Annotated in this window: 24 protein-coding genes; 18 read left to right on the top strand and 6 right to left on the bottom strand. The window is 39.0% G+C overall.

All coding sequences use genetic code 11. The annotated features are described in order from the left end of the window. The first annotated feature begins 99 nt into the window (after positions 1-99). Genes KNP87_RS15035 through KNP87_RS15020 form a run of 4 tightly spaced genes read left to right on the top strand, consistent with a single transcriptional unit; the run spans position 100 to position 2,998 of the window. Entirely contained in the window at positions 100-1,068 is a 969-nt protein-coding gene (locus tag KNP87_RS15035) for a hypothetical protein (protein ID WP_214722182.1), read from the top strand. Continuing rightward, a complete protein-coding gene (locus KNP87_RS15030) occupies positions 1,058-1,909 on the top strand; it encodes a hypothetical protein (RefSeq protein ID WP_214722181.1) in 852 nt (283 codons plus the stop codon). The genes KNP87_RS15035 and KNP87_RS15030 overlap by 11 nt, the downstream gene beginning before the upstream one ends. Further along, positions 1,899-2,666, top strand: coding sequence for a DUF6339 family protein (locus KNP87_RS15025; RefSeq protein ID WP_214722180.1), 768 nt, complete (start codon positions 1,899-1,901; stop codon positions 2,664-2,666). Before KNP87_RS15030 ends, KNP87_RS15025 begins: the two co-directional genes overlap by 11 nt. 59 nt (positions 2,667-2,725) lie before the next feature. Next, positions 2,726-2,998 carry a hypothetical protein gene (locus tag KNP87_RS15020; RefSeq protein WP_214722179.1) on the top strand — a complete coding sequence of 91 codons (273 nt, stop codon included), beginning with the start codon at positions 2,726-2,728 and terminating at the stop codon, positions 2,996-2,998. Between the two features lie 93 nt (positions 2,999-3,091). Here the strand turns inward: KNP87_RS15020 and KNP87_RS15015 are convergent, their stop codons facing one another. Next, positions 3,092-3,517: a very short patch repair endonuclease gene (locus KNP87_RS15015; protein ID WP_214722178.1), complete on the bottom strand. Its 426-nt coding sequence runs from the start codon at positions 3,515-3,517 to the stop codon at positions 3,092-3,094. A gap of 511 nt (positions 3,518-4,028) precedes the next feature. On the opposite strand from KNP87_RS15015, the gene KNP87_RS15010 reads away from it, so the two are divergent. From KNP87_RS15010 to KNP87_RS14990, 5 genes are read left to right on the top strand one after another with little or no spacing between them, the layout of a single operon-like run. Further along, on the top strand, positions 4,029-4,256 hold the full coding sequence (locus KNP87_RS15010; protein ID WP_214722177.1) for a helix-turn-helix domain-containing protein: 228 nt from the start codon (positions 4,029-4,031) through the stop codon (positions 4,254-4,256). After that, entirely contained in the window at positions 4,243-5,244 is a 1,002-nt protein-coding gene (locus KNP87_RS15005; protein WP_214722176.1) for a DNA cytosine methyltransferase, read from the top strand. The genes KNP87_RS15010 and KNP87_RS15005 overlap by 14 nt, the downstream gene beginning before the upstream one ends. Next, positions 5,241-6,752, top strand: coding sequence for a DNA cytosine methyltransferase (locus KNP87_RS15000; RefSeq protein WP_214722175.1), 1,512 nt, complete (start codon positions 5,241-5,243; stop codon positions 6,750-6,752). The genes KNP87_RS15005 and KNP87_RS15000 overlap by 4 nt, the downstream gene beginning before the upstream one ends. Positions 6,753-6,765: 13 nt before the next feature. Next, positions 6,766-8,712, top strand: coding sequence for a 5-methylcytosine-specific restriction endonuclease subunit McrB (locus KNP87_RS14995; RefSeq protein WP_214722174.1), 1,947 nt, complete (start codon positions 6,766-6,768; stop codon positions 8,710-8,712). Continuing rightward, positions 8,712-10,169, top strand: a complete 1,458-nt coding sequence (locus KNP87_RS14990; RefSeq protein WP_214722173.1) for an LlaJI family restriction endonuclease — start codon at positions 8,712-8,714, stop codon at positions 10,167-10,169. The genes KNP87_RS14995 and KNP87_RS14990 overlap by 1 nt, the downstream gene beginning before the upstream one ends. 444 nt (positions 10,170-10,613) lie before the next feature. On the opposite strand, the gene KNP87_RS14985 is transcribed toward KNP87_RS14990, so the two are convergent. The 3 genes from KNP87_RS14985 to KNP87_RS14975 all read right to left on the bottom strand — a co-directional run bounded on the left by KNP87_RS14985 (position 10,614) and on the right by KNP87_RS14975 (position 13,227). Further along, the gene (locus KNP87_RS14985) at positions 10,614-10,919 is read right to left on the bottom strand and encodes a nucleotide pyrophosphohydrolase (protein ID WP_214722172.1); all 306 of its coding nucleotides are present in this window, start codon (positions 10,917-10,919) and stop codon (positions 10,614-10,616) included. Next, the gene (locus KNP87_RS14980; RefSeq protein WP_214722171.1) at positions 10,916-12,550 is read right to left on the bottom strand and encodes a DUF2075 domain-containing protein; all 1,635 of its coding nucleotides are present in this window, start codon (positions 12,548-12,550) and stop codon (positions 10,916-10,918) included. Before KNP87_RS14980 ends, KNP87_RS14985 begins: the two co-directional genes overlap by 4 nt. A 200-nt stretch (positions 12,551-12,750) precedes the next feature. Next, a complete protein-coding gene (locus KNP87_RS14975; RefSeq protein WP_214722170.1) occupies positions 12,751-13,227 on the bottom strand; it encodes a hypothetical protein in 477 nt (158 codons plus the stop codon). Positions 13,228-13,361: 134 nt separating this feature from the next. Here KNP87_RS14975 and KNP87_RS14970 point away from each other — a divergent pair, with 134 nt between their 5' ends. From KNP87_RS14970 to KNP87_RS14955, 4 genes are all read left to right on the top strand, one after another. After that, a complete protein-coding gene (locus KNP87_RS14970) occupies positions 13,362-14,360 on the top strand; it encodes a LytTR family transcriptional regulator DNA-binding domain-containing protein (protein WP_214722169.1) in 999 nt (332 codons plus the stop codon). A 124-nt stretch (positions 14,361-14,484) separates the two neighbouring features. Beyond that, positions 14,485-15,327, top strand: a complete 843-nt coding sequence (locus KNP87_RS14965) for an ABC transporter ATP-binding protein (RefSeq protein WP_214722168.1) — start codon at positions 14,485-14,487, stop codon at positions 15,325-15,327. Further along, positions 15,324-16,031, top strand: a complete 708-nt coding sequence (locus KNP87_RS14960; protein ID WP_214722167.1) for an ABC transporter permease — start codon at positions 15,324-15,326, stop codon at positions 16,029-16,031. Before KNP87_RS14965 ends, KNP87_RS14960 begins: the two co-directional genes overlap by 4 nt. 170 nt (positions 16,032-16,201) lie before the next feature. Continuing rightward, positions 16,202-16,741, top strand: a complete 540-nt coding sequence (locus KNP87_RS14955) for a hypothetical protein (protein ID WP_214722166.1) — start codon at positions 16,202-16,204, stop codon at positions 16,739-16,741. Positions 16,742-16,963: 222 nt separating this feature from the next. Here KNP87_RS14955 and KNP87_RS14950 read toward each other — a convergent pair whose 3' ends face one another. Together KNP87_RS14950 and KNP87_RS14945 are read right to left on the bottom strand one after the other, a co-directional pair. Further along, complete coding sequence (locus KNP87_RS14950; RefSeq protein WP_188005071.1) at positions 16,964-17,143, bottom strand: hypothetical protein; 180 nt, start codon at positions 17,141-17,143, stop codon at positions 16,964-16,966. Positions 17,144-17,346: 203 nt separating this feature from the next. Continuing rightward, entirely contained in the window at positions 17,347-17,775 is a 429-nt protein-coding gene (locus KNP87_RS14945; protein ID WP_214722165.1) for a VOC family protein, read from the bottom strand. 211 nt (positions 17,776-17,986) lie between these two features. On the opposite strand from KNP87_RS14945, the gene KNP87_RS14940 reads away from it, so the two are divergent. The 5 genes from KNP87_RS14940 (at position 17,987) to KNP87_RS14920 (ending at position 23,762) form a co-directional block, all read left to right on the top strand. After that, the gene (locus KNP87_RS14940) at positions 17,987-19,000 is read left to right on the top strand and encodes a LacI family DNA-binding transcriptional regulator (RefSeq protein WP_028107078.1); all 1,014 of its coding nucleotides are present in this window, start codon (positions 17,987-17,989) and stop codon (positions 18,998-19,000) included. A gap of 201 nt (positions 19,001-19,201) precedes the next feature. Beyond that, on the top strand, positions 19,202-20,509 hold the full coding sequence (locus tag KNP87_RS14935) for an ABC transporter substrate-binding protein (RefSeq protein ID WP_147511666.1): 1,308 nt from the start codon (positions 19,202-19,204) through the stop codon (positions 20,507-20,509). A 60-nt stretch (positions 20,510-20,569) separates the two neighbouring features. Further along, complete coding sequence (locus KNP87_RS14930; protein WP_026834090.1) at positions 20,570-21,466, top strand: carbohydrate ABC transporter permease; 897 nt, start codon at positions 20,570-20,572, stop codon at positions 21,464-21,466. A 3-nt stretch (positions 21,467-21,469) separates the two neighbouring features. Beyond that, on the top strand, positions 21,470-22,393 hold the full coding sequence (locus KNP87_RS14925; RefSeq protein ID WP_081776662.1) for a carbohydrate ABC transporter permease: 924 nt from the start codon (positions 21,470-21,472) through the stop codon (positions 22,391-22,393). A 22-nt stretch (positions 22,394-22,415) separates the two neighbouring features. Continuing rightward, positions 22,416-23,762, top strand: a complete 1,347-nt coding sequence (locus tag KNP87_RS14920) for a GH1 family beta-glucosidase (protein ID WP_214722164.1) — start codon at positions 22,416-22,418, stop codon at positions 23,760-23,762. Positions 23,763-23,822: the final 60 nt, after the last annotated feature.

Raw genomic sequence — 23,822 nt, 5'->3', positions numbered from 1 at the left:
GGTGCGTCTGTTCATGAATAGTTCTCCCGTCTAAATTGAATAGGTACAGTATATCGATTTCTTTAAACACAAAAAACCCCGAATGGGGTCTTTTATCAAGTGTCCACCATTCAGGGTTCAGTTCAGATATCGGATAGTCGTCAAAACTTTAACTTTAGACTGTATTTTAATTATGATGAAAGAATTACAAAAGGCAGAGTGGCAATAGTAAGAACAGTAGGAATGAAGATTGAGGACTTAAAAGTAAAAGGAAATGTAAACAAACCATTTAATGCTGTACTGATTGGTGGGCCAGAAGAAGACTCTTATTTAAAATCTTTGGAAAATGAATCTCATACTGAATTATCCTCAGATCATATAAAAGATCCGATTTTACAAAGGCAGGCAAAACGCTTTATTAATAATTTATCAAAAGAAATCAGTAAAGTTATTGAAAGTGCCATAAAAGCTAATAACCCTGCAGATGGAATGATAAATACCGAAGATATTCTTTATGTAGTAGAAACAGAGTTTAAACAAGATCTTCAATCATCTATGGGGACAGTATTAATAAACAATAAACCTGTGGTGAAATCGAAAACAACAGTTAAGAAAAAAGAGAAAAGAAATGCAAAAGAAAACATTAATAAAAATGAAAAAAAAGACCGTAAGCAAACACGTAATCCGTTAAAACTTCAAAAAAACCCGAGTGGCGAGCATGATGGTGAAAGTACAAGTAAAAAATATAGTGCCAATCCTGAAATGGTAGAACGTATTATCGTACAGGATAAAGAATATTTAAATTTTGATTTTACAAAAAGTGCTGAAATTATGAATGATCAGTCGTGTGATATCGGCTTAGCAGTAATTGATGGAATGGGAGTAGAGCATACAAACGAGTTTGACCTGGTAGGCAGCTACCTTGAGATCCGAAACCCAAATAATTTTACAAAATATGATATTGAAAACAATCTTATTAAAAATGTTGAAATCATTGAGGGGAAAGCTCAATTAGAACTTAGTTTATTGCCCCAGTACAATCGTACCTTAAAATTTGTTTACTACGTAGAGGTGCCAAATGATTTATAAAAAAAATGCGAATTTTCCCTATCCTGTACTTACAAATGACTCCCATAGCTACGCTGAAAGTAATTTTATTTTAGATGTATCGTTAGAAGAGAGCTCCAATATGTACCGCTTAAAGTATAAGTATGAATTGGATTCTCCTTTTTTGGAGAATTTACTTAAGGAGAATCGTGCACAATTACTATTAATTATTCAGTCACGTGATAACAAGTATTACCGTGTTGGAGATATTGATAAGTATGTTGACATACCTAAATCTCGTTTATCTTTAAATAAAAGAACATCGGTTCAACTACAAATTCAATCAAAAGAAGAAATTAATTTCTCGTTAAACGAAGATCTTAATGATTTTTACTTACAGTTTAAAGAAAAGTTAAACGTATCCAAGCACGCTTTATTAGCATATTCAAACGTAGTGTTATTTGAAGGAAGTACTACAAAACCGTTTGAACTGTTTGAGAAAAAAGTAAATCCGTCTTTATCATCTGACATTAAAATTGAACTTGGAACAGAGACGATAATTATCAATTATAGAAACCCTGAATATCAATTTGTTGAGTTCTCACAAAGCAACAAATTGAATAATCCATATATTTATACCGGTTTATCCAGAGCATTACATCAATTTATTATCAATAATGGAGAAGATCAGGAAACAGTGGATTTAGAAGTATGTGACCTGCCAAATAGTCTGCTCGATATAAAGTTATACCAGCTTATGACTAAAAAAATGGTAACAGAAATTTCGATCGACTCAATTGATGAAGTTATCCATAAAATTTCGGATCGTATTATTGATAAGTATATTTCTGCTATAAAGGGGCTTGCACAACATGGAGATTAAGTTGTTAGATGCATCATATAAAACAAGCGATACTTTATATAATGATTTTTTGGAAGATCAAATTATTTCGAATGAAAGTTATTTTTCAAATGACATAATAACAATAATAGATGCACCTGACTTTCCGATTTATATGGCGCAAAAAAATGAGGAAGAAAGAAATAAGCTGTTTTTTGAAGCATTTAGAGTATTGGGAGAAGTATATCTTCAAATGGATCGGGACATACATTTGGATGAGCGATTTTGGCACTCATTATTGTTAACACATAAAAGGGATTATATATTGGAACATTATCCAGAAGTGAAATCAGATGAAAAAACATTTAAAAATATAGTTCTTAAGAAATTTGATTGGGAAAATTACATTTATAAAAGTGTGTTGGCAACTCAATATGTAATTGATCATACTTCCGATTCACATGAAAAACTTCGCTATTTTAATCTTATTGTAGATAACTTAGATCTGTTTAATTACATTATAAAATACGAAATTTTCCGTAACGGTCAGTTTTTGATTAACGTTTTAGATATTATTGATGAGTTAGATTTATCAAAAGTTTTAAAAGCAAAGATTAAAAACAGAAGTGATTTAGGAAAAGATGAGCGTGTAGGGAGACGTGTCATATTTGAATTTAATAAAAGTTACCCTATTGTATTGTCTCCTATGTTAGACAAAGAAGAGTTGAAGCCGTTATTTCTTGAAAATTCAGAGAAATATATCGGGAGAGCTGAAGAGATAGATTTAACTATTGTCTAATGCATGGAATGAATAATAATATGAAAATTTACCGATACAATAAGAAAGTAGGGTGTCAAATGGTAAAACAGCTTATGATTTTCTCTATAATCTGTGAAGGGATTATTGTCGAGTCCGGTAAAATTACCGGAGAAGGAAGTACTGTTTTTGAAATGACAGAAAACGTTGCAAATAAGCTTGCTGTACAATTTAATATAGAACAGGTTGAATTTATTGATGTATCCGACAGCTGGACATTTGAGGGTGAAAAAAACCATACAGTTTTTAAGATAGAATTTTCTCCGGCAGATACTCCAGCCGATAAATTTGGTATAGATGCCGAAGTGAATTAATAAAAAATCTAAATTTTCAGATGACTACTGTCCTAAATATTGATTGTAGAATAGTGAGTGTTTTTTCTTTAGAACAAAAAAGTACCGTTGATGTCATTCGTCTTTTAGTCTTTTTGAGTCTTCTATAAAAAACATCAGCTCATCAACGACCTTTTCAAGGTCGTTTTTTATTTCATGTTCCCATATTCTTTTTATTCTCCATTTATTTTGAAGATAATATTCATTAACCTCTTTGTCACGTTCAACATTACGCGCTAACTTTTTTTTCCAAAATTCCGCATTACTTTTAGGCATGGTAGCGTGCAAAGGGCATTGGTGCCAAAAACACGAGTCTATAAAAATCACAATCTTATATTTTTGAATAGAGATATCAGGCTTTCCGAATAACTTTTTATTGTTTCTCCGATAACGGATTCCGTTTTTCCATAACTCTTTTGCAACAATTGTTTCAATTTTAGAGACTGCTTTAATTGCCCTCATATTATTCTTTCGCTGTTCCGGTGTCATTATATCAGCCATAGGTTTCACCTCTTTTTATTCATATGTTCCACTAATGCAAATTCATAAACTAAAGAGGTTGATCTTTTTGAACTAATGGATGGCTAATAAGGTGAATGGAAATTTTTAATTTTCCAGACTTAACTTTATATATAATTTAAGGTAAATTGGGATAGTCAAAATTTTGCATATCAGAAGAACGAACATTTTCATGAATAAGCGGTAAATCAGAGTCTTTATCGATGCTTTCAAATAAAGGATGTTAAGGTTCATTTTAATGTCAAAGCACGGGTAGTGATTATCCGGTTTTGACACCTTCTGCATTTAATAACTGGATCGCTCAAAGTAAAGAAGCAGGATCTCTTGAGTGGAAATAAATTGTAATTTAGAACGATCAAGTTAGACGTTTTTTGAATATAATATCTAAATAATTAAAAGGAAAAGTTGATAAATAACGATATATTTTATAATGTTTTTTAAATATGATATTCTACATATGTAGAATTTAATTCTATAAATAAGGTGGTGCAATATGTCGTTTTCCTATAATAGACTATGGAAACTCACTATCGATAAGGGAATAAATAAAACTCAATTACGTGATCGAGCTAAACTTACAAATCAAACTCTTGCACGTTTGAGCAAGAATCAAAATGTGAGTATGGATGTACTTGATAGAATTTGCGGATGCTTGAACTGCAATGTTGAAGATATTATAGAGAGAAACAAAGAAAATGGTGAAGAAAATGGAAAGAATTGAAAAGAAATCAAATGGTTTAAATGCAGTAAGTTTATTTTCGGGTATTGGAGGCATTGATTTAGGCTTTATCAATGCAGGCTTTAATATAGTCTGGGCAAATGACTTTGATAAAGATGCTGTGAAAACATACAAAGCCAACATAGATGATAATATAGTGTTAGGCGATATAAACAATCATTTAAGTGAAATACCATCACATGATATTTTATTAGCTGGTTTTCCTTGTCAACCATTTAGTATGATGGGGAGTCAAAAAGGTTTTGAAGATGAGCGAGGCACTTTATTTTTTACTATTGAGACAATTTTAAGAGAACATAAGCCTAAAGTTATAGTTTTAGAAAATGTAAGGAATATACTAACTCACAATAAGGGTAAAACATTTGAAAAAATGAAGTCGATTTTAGAAAACGATTTGAATTACACCATACATGCTAAAGTATTAAATACTAGAGATTACGGGCTTCCACAAACTAGGCGCAGAGTTTTTATTGTAGGCTTTTTAAATGAAGAGTTTGGAGAAGTTGCTCGCGAATTTCAGTATCCAGAACCATTCCATTTAGAAAAAACGACTTTTGATTTGTTAGATAAAGAAGTTGATAAAAAATATTTTTTATCGCGTAAGATATTACCGACAATACTGTCACACGGAAGTGGAAATTACAGGTCTAAATCAGAAATTAATCTTCCTATTGCAAAACCTTTGACTGCTACAATGCATAAGATGCACCGCGCAAATCAAGATAATTATTTTGAAGATTTTAAAAACAGGGAAAAATTTGAAGATACTGAACTTAAACGTATTTCTGATGTTAGAAGATTGACACCGAATGAATGCAGAAAGATTCAAGGTTTTCCATCGGATTGGAAATATGTGGTTAGTGATACGCAACTGTATCGTCAGTTTGGCAATGCCGTTACTGTAGATGTCGCATATTTTCTGGCACAATCAATAAATCAATTTATACATGAGGTAGCGAATTTAAAATGACTAATTTAGTGAATGTTTTTTCTAATAATGTATTTGATTTAAACATAATTTCAAAGAAGGAATTCATTGAGATCATTAATAATTTTAATAAGACTGTTGAATCACTTGGATATAAATCCGGAAATTCTGTTTTAGGTCAAGAAACAATCAACATGTTAAATGAGTTTGGAGTGATTTCAAAGCAGCAGTCTCTGAAAGAAATCCAAAAAATCATGGATGAAACTATGTTGAAAAATCTTATTTTGAGTTTTAATGCTTTGATAGATGCAGACATGAATGTCGAGGAAGCTATATTAAAGTATAGTAAAAAATATAGAGAATTAATGGTTGAAAATGAAAAAAAATCCAAAAAGCCAACGTTAGTAGATTTATTTTGTGGTGCTGGAGGAATGAGCCTAGGTTTTACCCAAAAAGGGTTCAGAGTAATATTTGCTAATGATATTGAGAAGGCGGCATTGCGTACTTACGCATTCAATCATCCCGAAATTGACGGTAAGCATATTACAATGGGAGGAATTGAAGATATAGCACACAATATTCATGAGTATATTTTAGAGGATGCAGATGTTTTGATAGGGGGACCACCTTGTCAAGGATTTTCGACGGCGAATCGGCAACGTATAATAGATGATCCTAGAAACGTGTTATATAAATATTATGTGGAATCGGTAAAAAATTTAAAACCGAAATTATTTGTCATGGAAAATGTTAAAGGGATGAAAAATGTTGCAAGTGAAGTAGTCGAAGACTTTAATGCAAATGTGGCTACTCATTATGATATATCATATGTCGTTTTAAATGCTCGGGATTTTGGTGTTCCACAAAACAGAGAACGTCTTATTTATATTGGTTTGCGCCAAGATATTGTTGAAAGTAGCGGATATACTGCTTCTGAAGTTATCGGAAATCTGATCAACAGTAGTAATGATACTGAACGCGTATTGTTTGATGCGATAGGCGATTTAAGGAGTTTAAGCGCATCTAGAGAGAGAAATTCGACTGAAAATGACAATGAAGAGTCAGGTTTTAAAATTGAGAATTTTGATAAAGCAAACCGAAATAACTATTTGACTGAAATAAACCCTAATACCAATGACGGTTTAATATTTAATCATAAAGCTAGATACAATAATGATAGAGATATTGAAATTTTCCAAAGAATGCTACCGGGAGATAAATCTGATAGTGAAAGAATTGCTGATATCATGCCATATAAAAGCAGGAGTCATATGTTTAAAGATAAATACTACAAATTAATTCCTAATAAACCTTGTAAGACTATTACTGCGCACATGAAATTTGACTGTAATATGTATATTCATCCATTTCAAGCTAGAGGATTGACACCTAGGGAGGCAGCAAGAGTTCAATCTTATCCGGATGATTACTTTTTTTTGGGAGCCTATACAAAAACGTATATGCAGATTGGAAACTCTGTACCGCCGTTATTAGCTAAAAAAATCGCTGGAAATTTAATATATATATTAAATAATTTAAATAGAGATTAGGAGTGGAAATAGTATGTTTGATGAATCAATAAATAAAGTGAGAAGCGCATTATTTAATATAAATGGAATTACTTTGGAGGAGGATTATGATGCTGTTTTGATTAAGAAACTTGCAACTACAAATCTGATAAAGGAAAACAGAGGAAGTTCTACAAAACAAAGCCATATAGCATTAAGTGGAGAAAATAGTCGTGATTTTTTTCCTTATGTCCATATTTCAAGTTACATTGATCAAAAAAATGACGGGTCAACAATGAAGTCTTTTTATGTTTTGCAAGTACCGATGATCTTGTCAGAAAAAAATATAGTTAGAGCCAATAATTCTGATAATAAAGTTATTTTTAATTTTTCCAATAAAAAAATTACCGGTAAAGCTTCGGTGAAATTAAGCAGACCTGGTAATAGTCCGCAAATCGAGTTAGGTAATCCAACTACTTCTGATGATATATTTTATAAATTCAGAAGTTTGTTTTATGTAAATGATATTTTAGTGATTTTAAAAAAAAGTCTGAATCTAGAGTATGAAGCATACATAATAAAAAATGATGATGCTCTTTCTTATGATTTAAAAGATACAGTTCAGTTCTCACCGCGAGGTTCAAGAAGCACAAAAGTAGATTTGAGCGAAATAACTCCTAAAAACGAGCAATCAGAACAATCAGATGTAATGAAAATTAATTATAAGACCAATGTTACTTCAGATTTTTACCACAACAGAATTGTTTTCGGTGCTCCGGGAACAGGAAAAAGCTATGATTTAAATCGGGATAGACAGATTTTATTAGAAAATGGTGGAGAATACGAGCGTGTAACTTTTCATCCAGACTATTCTTACGCCGGTTTTGTAGGTACTTATAAACCTGTAATGTTAGAATCTTCAAATGATCATTATATGAAAGATGATGAAAAAGAAATCTTATCCGTCTTGATGGGAAATAAAACTGCCCAAGAAAAATACGATGACCTTTATGAAAAATTTAAAGATAATAACTTGACTCGCTTACCTTTATTATTGGGTCTTTATGATAATGAAGAATTTAAAACTAAAAAAAGGGACGGCTCTGATTCTAGTGGAAATAATGATGTAGAACGGAACCACGGACGTGCAATTAGACCTTATGTTAATTTGTTACTTGATAAAAACTCTGAAAGCGATATTGGCTACGAGTATGTTCCGGGACCATTTATGAGAATGTATGTTAAAGCATTGAAAAATGCACAGACATTGAATGCAAAACCATTTTTGTTAATTGTTGAAGAAATCAATCGAGCTAATGTTGCGGCAGTTTTCGGAGATGTCTTTCAATTATTAGACCGTGACAAAGATAATGTTAGCGAATACTCGATTCAAGCATCTGAGGACATAAAGAAATATCTCGCTAAAGAATTAGGGGGCGACGCTCAAACGTATTCTCGAATTAAAATTCCTAATAATATGTTTATTTGGTCAACTATGAATAGTGCTGACCAAGGAGTGTTCCCTATGGATACGGCGTTCAAGAGAAGATGGGACTTTGATTATCTTGGGATAAATCATAATGAAAATGATATTAAGGGGAATATTGTTAGAGTCGGTAGTGGTGATCATCAACAGACAATAGAATGGAACGAACTCCGAAAGCAAATCAACGATACTTTGTCATCGTATAAAATTAATGAAGATAAACTTCTGGGACCTTACTTTCTGTCGAAAAAAATTGTGGTTCCATTGAAGGGAAATGAAATTGATTCTAAGAAATTTAAATCTGCATTTAAAAGTAAAGTTTTGATGTATTTATTTGACGATGCCGCAAAACAGAAAAGGTCTTCTTTGTTTGACGGATGTAAAGATACGACGAAATATTCTTCCATATGTGAAGAATTCGACAGACGTGGCATAGAAATCTTCTGCAAGGAGATTAGGGATAAGTTCCCCAGAACTATCACAGTAGTTGCTGAATCAGAAGAGGACTACAAATAATGATGTCGAAGTTTGTTAAAGAACAAAAACGTTATACGAGTGAAGAATTGCAAAAGATTTTTGAATGCACTTTTGAAAAAAAAGTAGTGATCATAAAAAAATTAAAAGAATACGGTGTACTCAAATCAGTTAAGGCAACAAAAAAGCAGATAAATATGTCTGATTTAGTTTCCGAAGATGTAGAAATAACTTCTGTTGAGAATGAAGAAAACGAATTTCTTTATGTTTTTACATTTGTAGGTATAATTATAGTCTTTGGTTGCGTGTTAAAATGCTATCCAAAATATATAAATACTATTTTGCCTAAACAAGAATTAAAGCAAATCATAAAAGTTTTAAAAAAATATGGTAGTGACAATCAAACAATTCAAATACATAACGAAAACGAAAAAATTAATTCGTTTAACATTCTCTCTTTGATGATTTATTTATTAAATGATTATAATGATAACGGTTCCTACACTAACACACAAAGTATAGTTGAAGTTAATGGGACTGGCGAAGTGATGTGGGAAAGAACAATTAATGAAACATTTGCTTACTTAAAAAACAACCGTCCATATTATATTGACGTTTTTACTCAAAAACGGATAAATGATGAATTCGATTATTTTAAAAGATTACATGAATCAATTGTCAGTTGTTGTTCAAACGAATTGAAGTCTAGTGATTTATTAGATTTTTTTGATATATCTCCAGTTGAAGTGTCGGATGAAGAATTAGATGTATTTGGAAATAAAGAAGATATACTTTATCGTATTCAGAGCGAACTAAACTTACAATTTAACACAAGAAAGCAGATTTTATTGAAAGCCTTGTACATGTATATTGCAGGTAATACTTCTCTCTCAAGTAGTGACTGTTTTACTGTGTATGGTACAAATAGTTTTAATCTGGTTTGGGAGAAAGTATGTGGAGAAGTATTCGATAATCAATTAAATGCATTGCTTGGAGCATTACCTATAGTCTTGTCAGATGAATATAATCCAATGGACTCGCTTATTTCAATTATAGAAAAGCCTAAGTGGAGTGGCTGGGATCAAAATGGTTCGAGATTTAAAAAAATGGCTAAAGATACTCTAGTTCCGGATATTATAACTATTAATAAAGTGAATAATCTGCATCAATTCATAATATTTGATGCTAAGTATTACACAATTCAACTCGATAAAGAAAAGGAGCTACGCGGACAACCGGGAATTTCTGATATTACAAAACAATATTTGTATCAACTGGCATATCGGAAATTTGTTGAGACACATAATATTCAAGAAATTAAGAATTGCTTTTTGATGCCAACTGAAGAAAAAAAAATCGTTATAAAAGGAAATGTAAGTTTAGGAATATTAGAAGCCCTATATTTAGAAGAAATACAGATTCGTCTACTGCCGGCAACCGATATATATACAAAGTATTTAAATAATGAAAAAATGGATACAGAATTATTATGCTTGTGAATTATTTTTACGAACTGAGTTTAATATCTTTCTAAAGAAGAACAGCGAAAAAGACTAGTAATGTGAAGTTTAAAAAGAAAATTTATTTTATATTGGTTTGAATGATTTTCACGCAATTTAAAAGTCGGTCTAGAACAGCTGTGATGATTCCTTGCTCGCCAAGTAATTCGCCTCAGCTGTTCTGATCGCTTAGTTGACGCTAAAATGATATAAAATTTTTTCGCAGAGTAAACTATCCACTTTTCAATTCCTGGTTTATGCCCTTATATCTATTCTGACTTAAGTATAGCAAAGAAGGATTTCGTTAGCATATTATAAGTTGTATTCATTGAAAATTGCTCAGTTAGGCGCCACGAATCATTCTCTGTCAACTATCCCTCATTTGTTTTTGCAATGTCTTGTCTCCATCTCAATAGAATTAACTCCTAGTAAGACAATCTACATTTAGCTTTTTAATGGATACTTCTCTCCATTTTTCCTAATCTTATTTACCACGATCTCCTCCACGTCTACATTCAATTCACTACATAACGTCAGCGCATAAATCAATACATCGGCAATTTCTTCTTTGATATTTTCTTGATTTTCTTCCCACGCTTCTTCGCTGGTTCGCCACTGGAAGGCTTCAAGTAACTCGGATGCCTCGATGGACAAAGAAATCGCTAAGTCTTTTGGATTATGGTGTGGTCGCCAGTTTCGTTCGTCACGGAAGTCATCGATTTTTTGTATTAACGCTTTGATTTCGTTCATAGCTGTGTCTCCTTTAGTTGTAATAAACGGGCGCGTAATTGAGGATTTGTTGCGTACAGATAAAGCCCTTTGACACCACGCTTCAGCAGGACGTTCAGGGAATTTAAAATGATTTCTTCCTTGGCACGTTCGTTTTCTGACCGACTCAAGTCTTGGCGGGAAACAAATGCTCCGGTGTCTTTGTATAAAGTCGAATCGAGCTTCAATTGTTGAGTCGTTTCATCATACTGAATCGACGGACCGAGGACGACACCGACGTAGTTTAAATCAAATCCTTGAATGGTATAAATCGATCCAACTTCTCGAATCGTTTCCGGTTGTTCTGCCCATGTTGTATGGGGATAAGTACGATTCCACGGAAGGTTGATTCCGCCTTCGTCAACAACGTAGTCGGCGCCATCTTTTTTATGCAGGTAGTCAAACGTCGAGACGATTCGGGATAGTCCGTGCTGTTCGTTTTTCGAGAAAATCGCCTGCTTAAAGACTTCCGGGTCCTCGAAGATTTGTAAATCATAATTTGAATCACTCGGAATCGGTAAGAGCTCGCGTTCCACCAGCCGATTGATCCAGTGCAATGTCTGCGGACTCGCTTGCATCCGGAATTGATTGGATAATTGCAGCGTCTTTGTCGAAAAGGTACCGACGATGTCCTGCAAGGTCGTACGTCCCCAGTGACTTTTAATCTTGAGGACTTGTTTTGGATCAAAGATCAGAATCGTGATTTTACTGCGTGTAATGATTTCATACAGTTGATTTTGTTGATGGAAATTGTTGTAGGCATCTTCTTTTGTGAGTAACAGATGGGCTTCGTCCACGAGCACGATGTCAGCAGTCCGCTTTTGTTTATCTAATGTATTCAAGAAGGGGGTTGGCTTTGAAAACTGCTTTTTCTTTAAGTTCGGTAGGCTGCCGGCAATCGATTTATACGTCTTGAGCATTTCACCATGGTTGACGAGCAGATAGTTATCCGTCTGATACAGTGAGGAATCTGCTTCTTTCGTTAAATCCTGGATCGTATTGAACAAGGAACTGAGTAACACACTTTTTCCTGTTCCGGCGTCACCTTCGACAATGAAGACATGGTGACCGGTTTCGGTGATTTTTGTTTTACAAAATTTTAAAATTTCCTCTTTGACCTCCAGTTGTTGCTCAGACAATTCACGAAACGGAGAGAGCTTGTAGACGTCTTTGTTTCGCAACTGATCGAGCGTTCCTTCCGCAATCTGCTCCTCGCGTAACTGTTGCCAGATGTTTTCAAAAACCGTCTCATTGAAAAAATCTTTTCGGAAATAGTTGTGCATCTGGCGGGAAACGGTTTGGCTGACATTTTGAAGTGTATAGCGACCATCTGCAATTAAAAAATTAATCAAATTGGATTCGATATTGTAAGTAGCCGATTGGTTAAACTGTTCATGCCCAATTAAGATCGATTCGTCGAGCTGCTTCCGACGAGGATCTTTTAAATGGGCTTTTAACCGTTGATTTTTTTGAACCGTTTGTCCGACGTAAGCTTGTGCTTTTGATCGGTTATACAACAGATAAACGATTGGATAATTGTCTATGTAGAGTGTTCGACTACGTGTTAAATCAGCATAGTTGAACCGGTACTTTTCAAAATAAATTTTCTCCAAAACAGGTGTCCATCCTTCCAGTGATGTTACAAGGTATGTAAAAAGTAATTCTTGTTAAATATAGCATGATACATGAGTAATTGTTATTTAAAGGGAATTTGATTTGGGAAAATAAAAGGAACAGCCCGTTGTGGACTATTCTTTATAAATGAAAAGAAGATTGACTATTAAAAGTTAGAAATACACCTTTTTGAAGAAAGTCATTTCGCTAATGCTTTTACTTTCACAAGGAGGTCGTCAGAATAAGCACCTTTGGAAATGGAATTGAGTAACTCCACAAATGACACAGCAGCTTGTTGGAAAGCGTGAATAAACTCCGTTGTCTCATAGACGACTTCATCTTGATCGATTCTCAGTGACAAGCTGTGACTCGAGTGCTTTTTGAACGTAACCTCTATGGGCGTGTTGGGATAATAGAAGGTGGCATAATCTTTTTTCAGGTAGCAATCTAGAGCTTCTGTATAGTACTGCCAAAGAGGTGCAAGTTCATCTGAAGCATCCATACCTTGTATTAATCCGTTTCGGTCCTGTGAGAACGCAATGATACCTTCTAGATTCAAAAATCCGTCTTCGAGCCAATCTTCTTTTTTGTTTACATAAGATTGAACCCGTTCACGTTCCTCAATACTGATATGACATTGTTCATTTTCTAAAAAAATAAGAGTTTGAATGTTCAAGCAATATCCTCCTTTTAATTAATAAGTGCAATCAATCTTGATAGAGTCCTCCTTTTTGATTATAAAAGACATTGCATACAATAATAGGTAAAATATTCCTTGAGTCGGATTAAAGAGAGGGTGGATATCTGTATATGTTCAAGGATATAGCTTTAAAAACTTCGCCAACAGCGAATCGCCTTGAAGTCCGCATGGGCGAATCTATATCTATTCAAACAAGTAGAGAAGAACAGGAACAGATTTTAGAGCATCTTCAGTCGCGAGAAAAACGAACGGGTTATCAGGAAATTCAGATTGATTTCCCGGGGAATCAATCATTGAATCTATCAGATATCGGATTTTATTTTTTAGCGCTTGATTCCTATCCGAGACTGACGGTACAAGAGCAGTTGAAATTTTTTAAGCAACTCTATCAGAGTGAGAATTCGATTGAGGAGTTGCTGGAACGGCTCCATTTGACGGAACGGGCCCGGACAAAAGGAAAAGAGTTAACCTACTCGGAACAAAAACGACTTGTACTTGGTCGTCTCCTATTACAAAATCCTCGTGTTTTCGTAATGGAAGAGCCGATTCAAAATGTCGATTGGCAGACCAAACAATTGATCCTTCGCTTCGTACAAGAAGCAGAACAAGAAGGGAAATCAGTGATGCTCCTGACGGAAAGTTTAGAAAATGCGATGTTACTATCACGGTCTGTGTATCAATGGCGAAACGGAAACCTGCAGTTTATGGAACCAGAAATCACAGTTGAACCAGAGGAAGAAACAGCTGTTCCAACTGATCTGTCTCCGGGACAACAAATGTTGCAAAAAATTGCGACGAAAGTCGATAAAAATATCGTATTACTGGATATAGCGGAGCTGGATTATTTGGAGAGTATTGCTGGCACGGTTCAAGTGAATAGCAATCACAACCAGTATCCAGGTCTGTATACCTTGCAAGAATATGAGCAACGGTTGCAAGCCTATCCTTTCTTTCGGTGTCATCGCTCTTACTTGGTTAATCTCGAAAAAGTATCAGAAGTGATGATGTGGACACGAAACAGTTATAGTTTGCTGTTGAAAAATGGCAAGGAAGTACCGTTATCGAAAAACCGTGTTGCCCTCTTAAAAGAGATATTAGGCCTTCAATGATGTTCCGTTAAGGGAGTGACAGGCGCCTGTCGACGGATCGGATGCTCCTGTCAGCTGTTTTTTAAGGTATTCATGTTCTCTAGGTTCTATGCTGAGCGTAGAACAGATGAAGGGAGTTTATAGGATGCCGATTATTGAAGTGGATCAGATTACGAAAGAGTTTTCAGGACAGGTTGCCTTAAACAAGATTAGTTTTTCGGTACAGCAAGGGGAAGTGTTTGGGTTAGTTGGACCGAGTGGAGCTGGCAAGACAACATTACTTCAATTACTGACAGGGCAAGTCAAAGCCGACAGGGGTCAGGCAAAAGTGCTCGGACATGCGACGAATCGGCTGCGGGGAGAACAGTTACAAGAAATCGGAATCATGACAGACAATAGCGGTCTGTATGATCGTTTAAGTATTTACGATAATCTTAAGCTCTATTGCCGGTTATATGGTTGTCCTTTAAAACGGATCGAAGAAGTTCTCATGCTTGTCCATCTCGGTGCAGAACAAAAGAAAAAAGTGCAGTATTTGTCGAAAGGAATGCGCCAACGCGTGTTGTTGGCTCGCGCCTTGTTACATGAACCCCGGCTTCTTTTTTTAGATGAACCGACATCGGCGCTTGATCCAATGAATACCTATTATATTCATCAAGGATTACGCGCATTAAGTCAAAAGGGAACGACTATTTTTTTGACGACACACGATATGCGGGAAGCAGAAGCACTTTGTCACCGGGTAGCATTTTTACATGAAGGGAAGTTGCCGTTAATGGGTTCACCAATCGAGTTACGTGAACAGTTTTCTGATGCAACCGTGACAGTACGTTTGACAGGGAGGGAACCAATGATTTTGCAAAATGGACCGGAGGATGCCAAAAAGATGTATGACTACTTTTGTTCAAATCAAGTCGTTACAATTCATTCAAACGAACCGACACTGGACGAAATCTTTATTCATGTCACGGGGAGGGGACTCGTATGAATCTGTCCATCCAGCGAACACTTGCAATCTTTTTGAAGGATGTTAAAGATGTAACCCGCAATCTCTTTGTCACGACCACATTATTGGTTCCGATTCTGTTAGCCATTGCCTACCGAAATCTTGGCGACATCACACTTGAGATTCATTACACCGTGATCAATCTGACGTTTTCTTCTGTCACAGCGTTTGTTCAGTGCACACTGATTGCAGAAGAAAAAGAAAAAAATACGTTACGGACACTCATGTTGTCGCCTGCGACCACAAGTGAAATCTTACTCGGGAAAAGTCTTTTGAGTTTGTTGATCACACTCATGACGATTCTGCTGTGCATTCAAATTACAGGATATGTTCCAGAACACGTTGGACTGTTTGCGCTTGCGATAATCGGATCCTGTTTGTTTTATCTTGCACTCGGAACAGTACTTGGTTTAATCACAAAGTCAGTCATGGAAGCATCGGTTGTTGTCCTCCCGATCATGTTTTTATTTGGTTTTGGCACGATGCTTGAGACATTGGCTTCAAATAACACCTACTTGAAGCTGCTTGAATATTTACCGAATTTACAGCTGTTACGATTCGCTGAGCTTTTGGAACAACAAAAGTTTACATCAATTGGACTGCCGCTTTTAGTGATTGGAATCTGGAGTTTACTAGGTGCTTTGCTGGCAGTGATGGTCTATCGGAAACAACTACAGAAACGCTGACTGGTATATCTTTTTGAAAGACAATTCAGACGACATATGAGCTTAAATAGCAGTGAAAGCAGGTAACGGAATTCATAGCGGCTATCACATATCTAAAAAAATACTCAGGGCTCCACTCGTGAAGAGAATAGAAGAAAATCCAACGTATTAAGCAAACATAGGAGGTCAAAATGGAAAAACACCAAGTTTTAGATTCAGGATGGAAACGTCAAGCGATATGGGAAGGATGTATGCTCGCCTCCATCGCTCACGCTATCTTTGTCGCGAATAATCCTGACTTTGCGTATGAACATTCCTGGGACGGTAACAATTACAGTACAAATGATGGTCAAGGTAGCAGAGGGACAGTTACATTTGGTCAAGATTTTTTTGTCGGAGGATTTAGAAACGAAGAATTCTCTGTAGAGACGACAGAAGCAAAAGAACTGTTAAGCCAGGCTCCGCAACGCGTACAAAAAATAGCTGAACAAGATACCTTTCAATACTTGTTAGATGAGGTAGATGGCGCAGCTCTTCCGATCGTCACTACTGTCTTGTGGGGGAATGATAATCAAGTTTTTTCTAGTCATCCATATGACGACATGATTGAACAGGGGGCACACCTTTTAGAAATACAGGCATCGGAGTATGAAAATGGAGTTGACTATTGGGAAGAGTATTATGAACTCAGAGAACAACAGCTGACGTTATTAAAAAACTGTATCACTTAAAATTAGCCAATCCTGCGCGAACTATCACTTTATCCGTAGAGGATATTCAAGCACTAGATGCCATTGACGTCAAAGGTATAGAAGAGAGTAAAATTTCTTTCTCTGAAATGGGTTTTGAGTGGCCAAGTAAATGAATACGCCTTGAACTACTACCACTTACTTTACGCTTAGAAATGAAGGGTTCCTGAATTATTCGATTTGTCAGCCACTCTTCCTTTTAATTTAACGCTTTTTAAAGAAAATCCGTGAAATAACGTTCGTGATTGTTCCCGCAATCAATGCTTCAAGTGTAGCAACTATAAAAATAGCGAGTATTTCTTTCCAATCCGGCGTCCCAAGGAAATTTAAAAGGTTCAATAAGAAAAATAAAATGAAAAAGATGACATAATCGATTTTACGCATAAATTTTCCTCCTTCTTTATCATCTAATAAAAATATTGGTATGTAGTGTCCTGAAGACTATTACTGTGCCGACAAAAACCTAATAGAACCTAAAATGATGAAGCAGTTTTATGAGTTTGTCATCTTACACTCTTGAAAGACAAATGAAGTTGATTTTACATAAAAAATCCTCCTCTGTTCATTTGAACAGGGGAGGTTGTGATTTAAGCCGTTACTTCACTCACTTCGTGATTGAGCTGCCACTGAACACCAAACGGATCTTCGACGATACCGTAGGCTTCACTCCAAAACGTTTTTTGGATTGGCATGATGACGTTGCCGTCTTGCGCCAGCTTATCGAATGTCTCGTGAATGACTTGGATGTCCGGCAGATGCAGGGCCAGCGTGACATTTTGTCCGAGCGTCACCGGATCATGCGGCATCGCATCGGAAAACATGACACGTGTGCCGTGAACAATTAATTGTGAATGCAGGACAAGCGATTGGACGTCTTTTTCAAACGGTTGACCGTCGGGACCATTGCCGGGACCAAACTCCATGATGTCGGGGATGTCTTGCCCAAAGACCTTGGCATAATAATGGATGGCCTCGCGGGTATTGCCGTTAAAGACCAGATAGGGATTGATCGGCATGATAATGCTCCTCTCCATTTGAACACGGCTGACTGATGCTTATAGTATACCAAACATTTGTTCTCATTTAAAGGGCTTTCGAATTAAAAATGAAAGCGATATCATTTATTTTTTAAATTCCAAAAAAAATCGCAAATAATGGTTGCGTCTTTCCAGATTCCGACCTATACTAAATTTATCGAAAGCGCTTTCGGTGAAATGGAGTGGTTACATGGGTACAATTTATGATTTAGCGAAAATAACCGGTTTTTCGATCACGACGGTCTCAAAAGCCTTAAATAATTATTCCGACGTCAGTGAGAAGACAAAAGCGAAAATCGTTCAGGCGGCAGCCGATATGGGCTACTTGCCGAACGCCCACGCCCAGTCGCTCTCGACGAAACGATCCTGGACGATCGGGGTCATGTTCTCGGAAGCAAACGAAGTCGGGATGATGCATCCATTCTTCAACGCGATTATCGAAAGTTTCCGGAAAGCAACGGAGCAGCAGGGCTATGACTTGATCTTCGCTTCGCGGAATCTCCGCAATCGGGACATGAGTTACCTCGAGCATTTCCAGCATCGGGCGGTCGACGGTATCGTCGTCATCTGTTCCGATCAAATGGACAAGCATGTCCAGGAACTGATTCAAAGTTCGATTCCAATCGTTGTCGTCGACATGGACAGCACCGATTGCAGTGTCGTCTTCTCGGATAACTTATCCGGCGGGACACTCGCCGTCAACCATCTCTACGAACTGGGACATCGTTTGATTGCCCATATCGCAGGTGATATGACGATCGATGCGGGATTGGCACGAATCGAAGGATACAAACAAGCGATGGATCGACTGGCGTTACCGATTCCGGACGGCTATCTGATCAACGGCGGATTTTTCTCGGTCGAAGAAGGAAAACAAGCGATGCAAACGTTGCTGGCTTTACCGAAACGTCCGACTGCAGTCTTCGTCGCAGGTGACCAAATGGCGATCGGGGCGATGGAAGCGATTCATGAAGCAGGCCTTCAGGTGCCGCACGACATTTCCGTCGTCGGTTACGATGATATCGAAATGTCGAAATACGTCACACCCAAGCTGACGACGGTCCGGCAAGATACGGAACGGATCGGGCAGCATGCAGCAGAACTGTTAATCGAACAAATCGTCAACAAACGACGTGTCATGACGACGGATATCATTCCAGTCGATTTGATCGTCCGTCAGTCGACAGGACCCGTAAAACCATAATCCTTTTCGGAATCGCTCTCGCAGGTTGTCTTCGAGAAAACGCGAGAGCGGTTTCGAAATACATGATATTTTTTTGTACGTTTCCGAAAGGGCTTTCGGAACTTTTTTCAGACCATTTACGAAAGCGCTTTCGATATTTTTGAATAATAAATGAGACCGCTTACTTAGGGGACTACCAACAGATGAGAAGGATGGGATGACATGAAGAAAAAGTTAGTCAGCGTATTAACAGTCGGCGCATTAACAGCAAGCGTTTTAGCAGGATGTTCAGGCGGCGAAGAGGAAAAAACGAGCGGCGGCAAGGAAGTCCTGAAAATCTGGTCGTTCACGGATGAGTTAAAAGAGCCAATCAAAAAGTTCGAAGAGAAAAACGGCGTCAAAGTCGAATTGACGATCGTCCCGATCGCTGACTATCCGACGAAGTTAAAGCCGGCACTTGAGAGCGGCGTCGGCGCACCGGATATCTTCACAGGTGAAATCGCCTTCTTGAAACAATGGGTCGATGCGGGCTACTGGGCGAACTTGTCGGAAAAACCATTTAACGCGGGTGACGTCAAAGACGACTATATCCCGTATGTCTATGACATGGGGAAAGACAAAGACGGTAACGTTCGTGCCCTTTCATGGCAAACGACACCGGGTGGCGTCTACTACAAACGAAGCATCGCGAAAAAAGTTCTCGGCACAGATGATCCAAAAGAAATCGGTGCGATGATGAACTCGATGGACGGCGTCTTCGAAGTTGCTGAGAAGATGAAAGGCAAAGGCTACAAAATGTTCCCGGATGAAGGATCGATCCGTTGGTTCGCACAAGGAAATGAGCCGGAAGCTTGGGTCAACGACAAACAGGAACTCGTCGTGACGGAAGACAAGAAAAACTACATGGATTACGCGAAAGAATTACGGACAAAACAATACACGGCACTTGCACCGGAGTGGTCACCATCATGGTTCGCCGGAATGGACAAGCCGGTTAAAGTCAAAGAAAACGGTAAAGAAACCGAAACAGAAATCTTCTCGTATGTCCTTCCGACATGGGGCTTACACAGTGTCTTAAAAGAAAATGCGAAGAAATCAGCCGGTGACTGGGCTGTCACAAGCGGACCGAGCCCATACTTCTGGGGCGGTACTTGGTTAGGTGTCTACAAAGATTCGAAGAAACAAAAGCTTGCGTATGATTTCGTTAAAATGATGACGCAAGACGAAGCGTTCTTGACAGACTGGGCGAAAGAAACAGGGGACGTCCTGGCTTACAAACCGGTTACTGACAAAATCAAAACAGACTTCAAAGATGAGTTCCTCGGCGGACAGAACAACTACGAGTTCTTCCTCGATCAAGCAGACAAGATCACACCGGGAATCGTGACGAAGTACGACCAGCAGCTTGATACGTTATACGGTGCGTCGGTCATGGAATATGTCCAAGGTAAAAAATCAAAAGACGAAGCACTTGCTGAATTCTACAAAAAAGTCAAAAATGCGTATCCGGACGTTAAAGTACCGGAATAAGGAGTCTAGGTGGGGCGGTCCTCGCTTCACCTCTTCTTGTTTAAGAAAGGGGTTTGACCTGTGAAAAAACTTGATCGCCATGGTTATCTGTTCATCGCACCGTTTTGGATCGTCTTCTTGATCTTCAGCATCTATCCGGTTGCCTTGACGTTCTATTACAGTTTCACCAACTACACAGGCGCAGAAGGCGAACAACTCGTCGGACTCGCGAACTATACGCGTTTGCTAGGAGATACGTACTTTATTGAAGCGTTCTTCAATACGATCAAGATTTGGGGACTGAACTTCATCCTGCAAATCGGGGGAGCCTTGATGCTCGCTTTATTGTTCTCGGATTTACAGCTCAAGATGAAAGGGCTCGCATTTTTCCGCGCGACATTCTACTTGCCGAACTTGATCACAATCAGCTCGGTTGCCTTATTGTTCGGTATCCTGCTCGACTGGCAGCACGGTTCACTCAATATGATGTTACTCAAAATCGGCATCATCTCGGAGCCGATCAACTGGTTGACACAACCGGTCACAGCGCAGATTTCCGTCTCCCTCATCCTGACCTGGATGTGGCTCGGTCACTCGTTCATCGTCGTCATGGCCGGCGTATCGGGCATCTCGAAGGATTATTTCGAAGCGGCACTGATTGACGGTGCGACACGCTGGCAAATCTTCTCGCGGATCACGTTACCGCTCTTAAAACCGATCCTGCTCTACATCATGATCACGTCACTGATCGGCGGACTGCAATTGTTCGATTTACCGATGTTGATCACGGACGGTGTCGGTGCGCCGGATGGTGCCCTGAACACGATGGTTCTTTATCTCTACAACCAAGCCTTTAAATACAACAACTATGGCTACGCCGCTGCTGTCGCATACGGATTGTTTGCCATCACGCTCGTCTTTTCAATCATCGTCTTCAAAGGGATGTTCCGAAAAGAACGTTCAGCGAAAGGAGCCTGACCGATGGAACGAAATGCAGAAGCACGTCGGATCGTGCCACAAACGGAAGATCAACCGGAACGTTCAGAACGTCCACTGAAGTTGACACCACCACCGAAGCAGAAAAAAGCCTGGTTCGGGAAAAGTCTGATCTACGTCGGACTGATTGCCTTGACGATCGCTTGTATCATTCCGTTTTTGATGATGATCATCAACGCGACCCGCTCGAACGAAGAAGTGTTATCCGGTTTCTCATTGATTCCAGGGAACTCGCTCGCTGAAAACTATGCCGCCTTAAGCTCTTACGTCAACATCTGGTCCGGCTTCAAGAACAGTCTGATCATCGCCGTCCTCGTCACCGTCCTATCGGGTTACTTCTCGGCGATGACAGCGTTCGGATTTGCCTTCTACCAGTTCAAAGGAAAAAACGTCCTGTTCGTCTTCATGCTCGTCATGATGATGATCCCAGGACAACTCGGATTGATCGGGTTCTACGAACTCAGTAAGAACTTAGGTCTACTCGACAGCTTCATCCCGTTGATCGTTCCGGCGATTGCCAGTCCGTTCACGGTGTTCTTTGTCCGTCAGTACTTACAGACGGTCATGCACCCGAGTTTGATTGAAGCAGCGCGGATGGACGGCGCGAGTGAAATGCGGATCTTCCACACGATTGCCTTGCCGATGATGATGCCGGCAATTGCGACGATGTCGATCTTTACGTTCATCGGTTCATGGAACAACTACATCATGCCGCTCGTATTGCTGTTCTCACCGGAAAAGTATACGTTACCGGTCTTGATGGGCTTCCTCAAAGGATCACAAGTCGCCGAAAACCTCGGCTCGCTGTACCTCGGAATCGCGATTTCCGTCGTACCGATCATGATCGCCTTCTTGTTCCTCTCGAAATACATCGTCAGCAGCATCTCAGCTGGTGCCGTCAAAGAATAAACTGTTAAAGGAGCTTACATCTATGAAATTTGCACCGAACTTCGTCTTCGGGACGGCGACGTCCTCGTACCAAATCGAAGGCGCACACAACGAGGGTGGTCGTACGCCGTCGATCTGGGATACATTCTGCGATACGGACGGAAAAGTTTTTGAAAAACACAACGGCGATGTCGCCTGCGACCATTACCACCGGTTTGAAGAAGATATTCAACACATCAAACAACTGGGCGTCGATACGTACCGCTTCTCGATTGCCTGGCCACGGATCTTCCCGAGCAAAGGGCAGTTCAATCCGGAAGGGATGGCCTTTTATAAGACACTGGCAACACGTCTGCAGGAAGAAGGCATCAAACCGGCCGTTACCCTCTACCACTGGGATCTCCCGATGTGGGCGCATGAAGAAGGCGGTTGGGTCAACCGCGACTCGGTTGACTGGTTCCTCGACTTCGCCCGCGTCTGCTTCGAAGAGCTCGACGGTATCGTCGACTCGTGGATCACGCACAACGAACCATGGTGTGCCGGCTTCTTGAGCTATCACCTCGGGCAACATGCACCGGGACATACGGACATGAACGAAGCTGTCCGGGCTGTTCACCACATGCTGTTGTCACACGGTAAAGCCGTGGAACTGCTGAAAGGGGAATTCCAGTCCACGACGCCGATCGGCATCACGCTGAACTTGGCACCGAAGTACGCAAAAACGGATTCCGTCAACGATCAGATTGCAATGAACAATGCCGATGGTTATGCGAATCGTTGGTTCCTTGATCCGATCTTCAAAGGACAATATCCAATCGACATGATGAACCTGTTCTCGAAATATGTTCATACGTACGACTTCATCCACGCGGGAGACCTCGCGACGATTTCGACACCGTGTGATTTCTTCGGGATCAACTTCTACAGCCGAAACCTGGTTGAGTTCAGTGCCGCGAGTGACTTCTTACACAAAGACGCCTACTCGGACTACGACAAAACCGGCATGGGCTGGGATATCGCACCAAGTGAATTCAAAGACTTGATTCGTCGCCTGCGTGCCGAGTACACGGATTTACCGATCTACATCACAGAAAACGGTGCCGCCTTTGACGACCAGCTCGTCGACGGAAAAGTGCACGATCAAAACCGGATCGATTACGTCGCGCAGCATCTGCAAGCCGTGTCTGATCTGAATGAGGAAGGTATGAACATCGCCGGTTATTACCTCTGGTCGTTACTCGACAACTTCGAGTGGAGCTTCGGATACGACAAACGATTCGGCATCATCTACGTCGATTTCGATACACAAGAACGAATCTGGAAAGACAGCGCGCATTGGTATGCGAATGTCATCCAGACGCATAAGGCAGCACTTCCGCAAGAAGCGTAACGTCGTCGAACAGGCAAGGTCGAATTCATCGCCCTTGCCTGTTGTTCATTCAAAGGAGGA

Origin of the sequence: Exiguobacterium sp. s192, assembly GCF_018618795.1 — a bacterium.
Classification (GTDB): Bacteria; Bacillota; Bacilli; order Exiguobacteriales; family Exiguobacteriaceae; genus Exiguobacterium_A; species Exiguobacterium_A undae.
This window is presented reverse-complemented; position numbering and strand designations above follow the sequence as displayed.

Excerpts from the sequence above, each read along its gene's own strand:
- KNP87_RS14950 (WP_188005071.1), bottom strand. The coding sequence starts at position 17,143 with ATGCGTAAAATCGATTATGTCATCTTTTTCATTTTATTTTTCTTATTG.
- KNP87_RS15025 (WP_214722180.1), top strand. The coding sequence starts at position 1,899 with ATGGAGATTAAGTTGTTAGATGCATCATATAAAACAAGCGATACTTTA.
- KNP87_RS14970 (WP_214722169.1), top strand. The coding sequence starts at position 13,362 with ATGTTCAAGGATATAGCTTTAAAAACTTCGCCAACAGCGAATCGCCTT.
- KNP87_RS14965 (WP_214722168.1), top strand. The coding sequence starts at position 14,485 with ATGCCGATTATTGAAGTGGATCAGATTACGAAAGAGTTTTCAGGACAG.
- KNP87_RS15005 (WP_214722176.1), top strand. The coding sequence starts at position 4,243 with ATGGAAAGAATTGAAAAGAAATCAAATGGTTTAAATGCAGTAAGTTTA.
- KNP87_RS14925 (WP_081776662.1), top strand. The coding sequence starts at position 21,470 with ATGGAACGAAATGCAGAAGCACGTCGGATCGTGCCACAAACGGAAGAT.
- KNP87_RS15020 (WP_214722179.1), top strand. The coding sequence starts at position 2,726 with ATGGTAAAACAGCTTATGATTTTCTCTATAATCTGTGAAGGGATTATT.
- KNP87_RS15030 (WP_214722181.1), top strand. The coding sequence starts at position 1,058 with ATGATTTATAAAAAAAATGCGAATTTTCCCTATCCTGTACTTACAAAT.
- KNP87_RS14920 (WP_214722164.1), top strand. The coding sequence starts at position 22,416 with ATGAAATTTGCACCGAACTTCGTCTTCGGGACGGCGACGTCCTCGTAC.
- KNP87_RS14995 (WP_214722174.1), top strand. The coding sequence starts at position 6,766 with ATGTTTGATGAATCAATAAATAAAGTGAGAAGCGCATTATTTAATATA.
- KNP87_RS14935 (WP_147511666.1), top strand. The coding sequence starts at position 19,202 with ATGAAGAAAAAGTTAGTCAGCGTATTAACAGTCGGCGCATTAACAGCA.
- KNP87_RS15010 (WP_214722177.1), top strand. The coding sequence starts at position 4,029 with ATGTCGTTTTCCTATAATAGACTATGGAAACTCACTATCGATAAGGGA.
- KNP87_RS14990 (WP_214722173.1), top strand. The coding sequence starts at position 8,712 with ATGATGTCGAAGTTTGTTAAAGAACAAAAACGTTATACGAGTGAAGAA.
- KNP87_RS15000 (WP_214722175.1), top strand. The coding sequence starts at position 5,241 with ATGACTAATTTAGTGAATGTTTTTTCTAATAATGTATTTGATTTAAAC.
- KNP87_RS14940 (WP_028107078.1), top strand. The coding sequence starts at position 17,987 with ATGGGTACAATTTATGATTTAGCGAAAATAACCGGTTTTTCGATCACG.
- KNP87_RS14960 (WP_214722167.1), top strand. The coding sequence starts at position 15,324 with ATGAATCTGTCCATCCAGCGAACACTTGCAATCTTTTTGAAGGATGTT.
- KNP87_RS14985 (WP_214722172.1), bottom strand. The coding sequence starts at position 10,919 with ATGAACGAAATCAAAGCGTTAATACAAAAAATCGATGACTTCCGTGAC.
- KNP87_RS14945 (WP_214722165.1), bottom strand. The coding sequence starts at position 17,775 with ATGCCGATCAATCCCTATCTGGTCTTTAACGGCAATACCCGCGAGGCC.
- KNP87_RS14955 (WP_214722166.1), top strand. The coding sequence starts at position 16,202 with ATGGAAAAACACCAAGTTTTAGATTCAGGATGGAAACGTCAAGCGATA.
- KNP87_RS15015 (WP_214722178.1), bottom strand. The coding sequence starts at position 3,517 with ATGGCTGATATAATGACACCGGAACAGCGAAAGAATAATATGAGGGCA.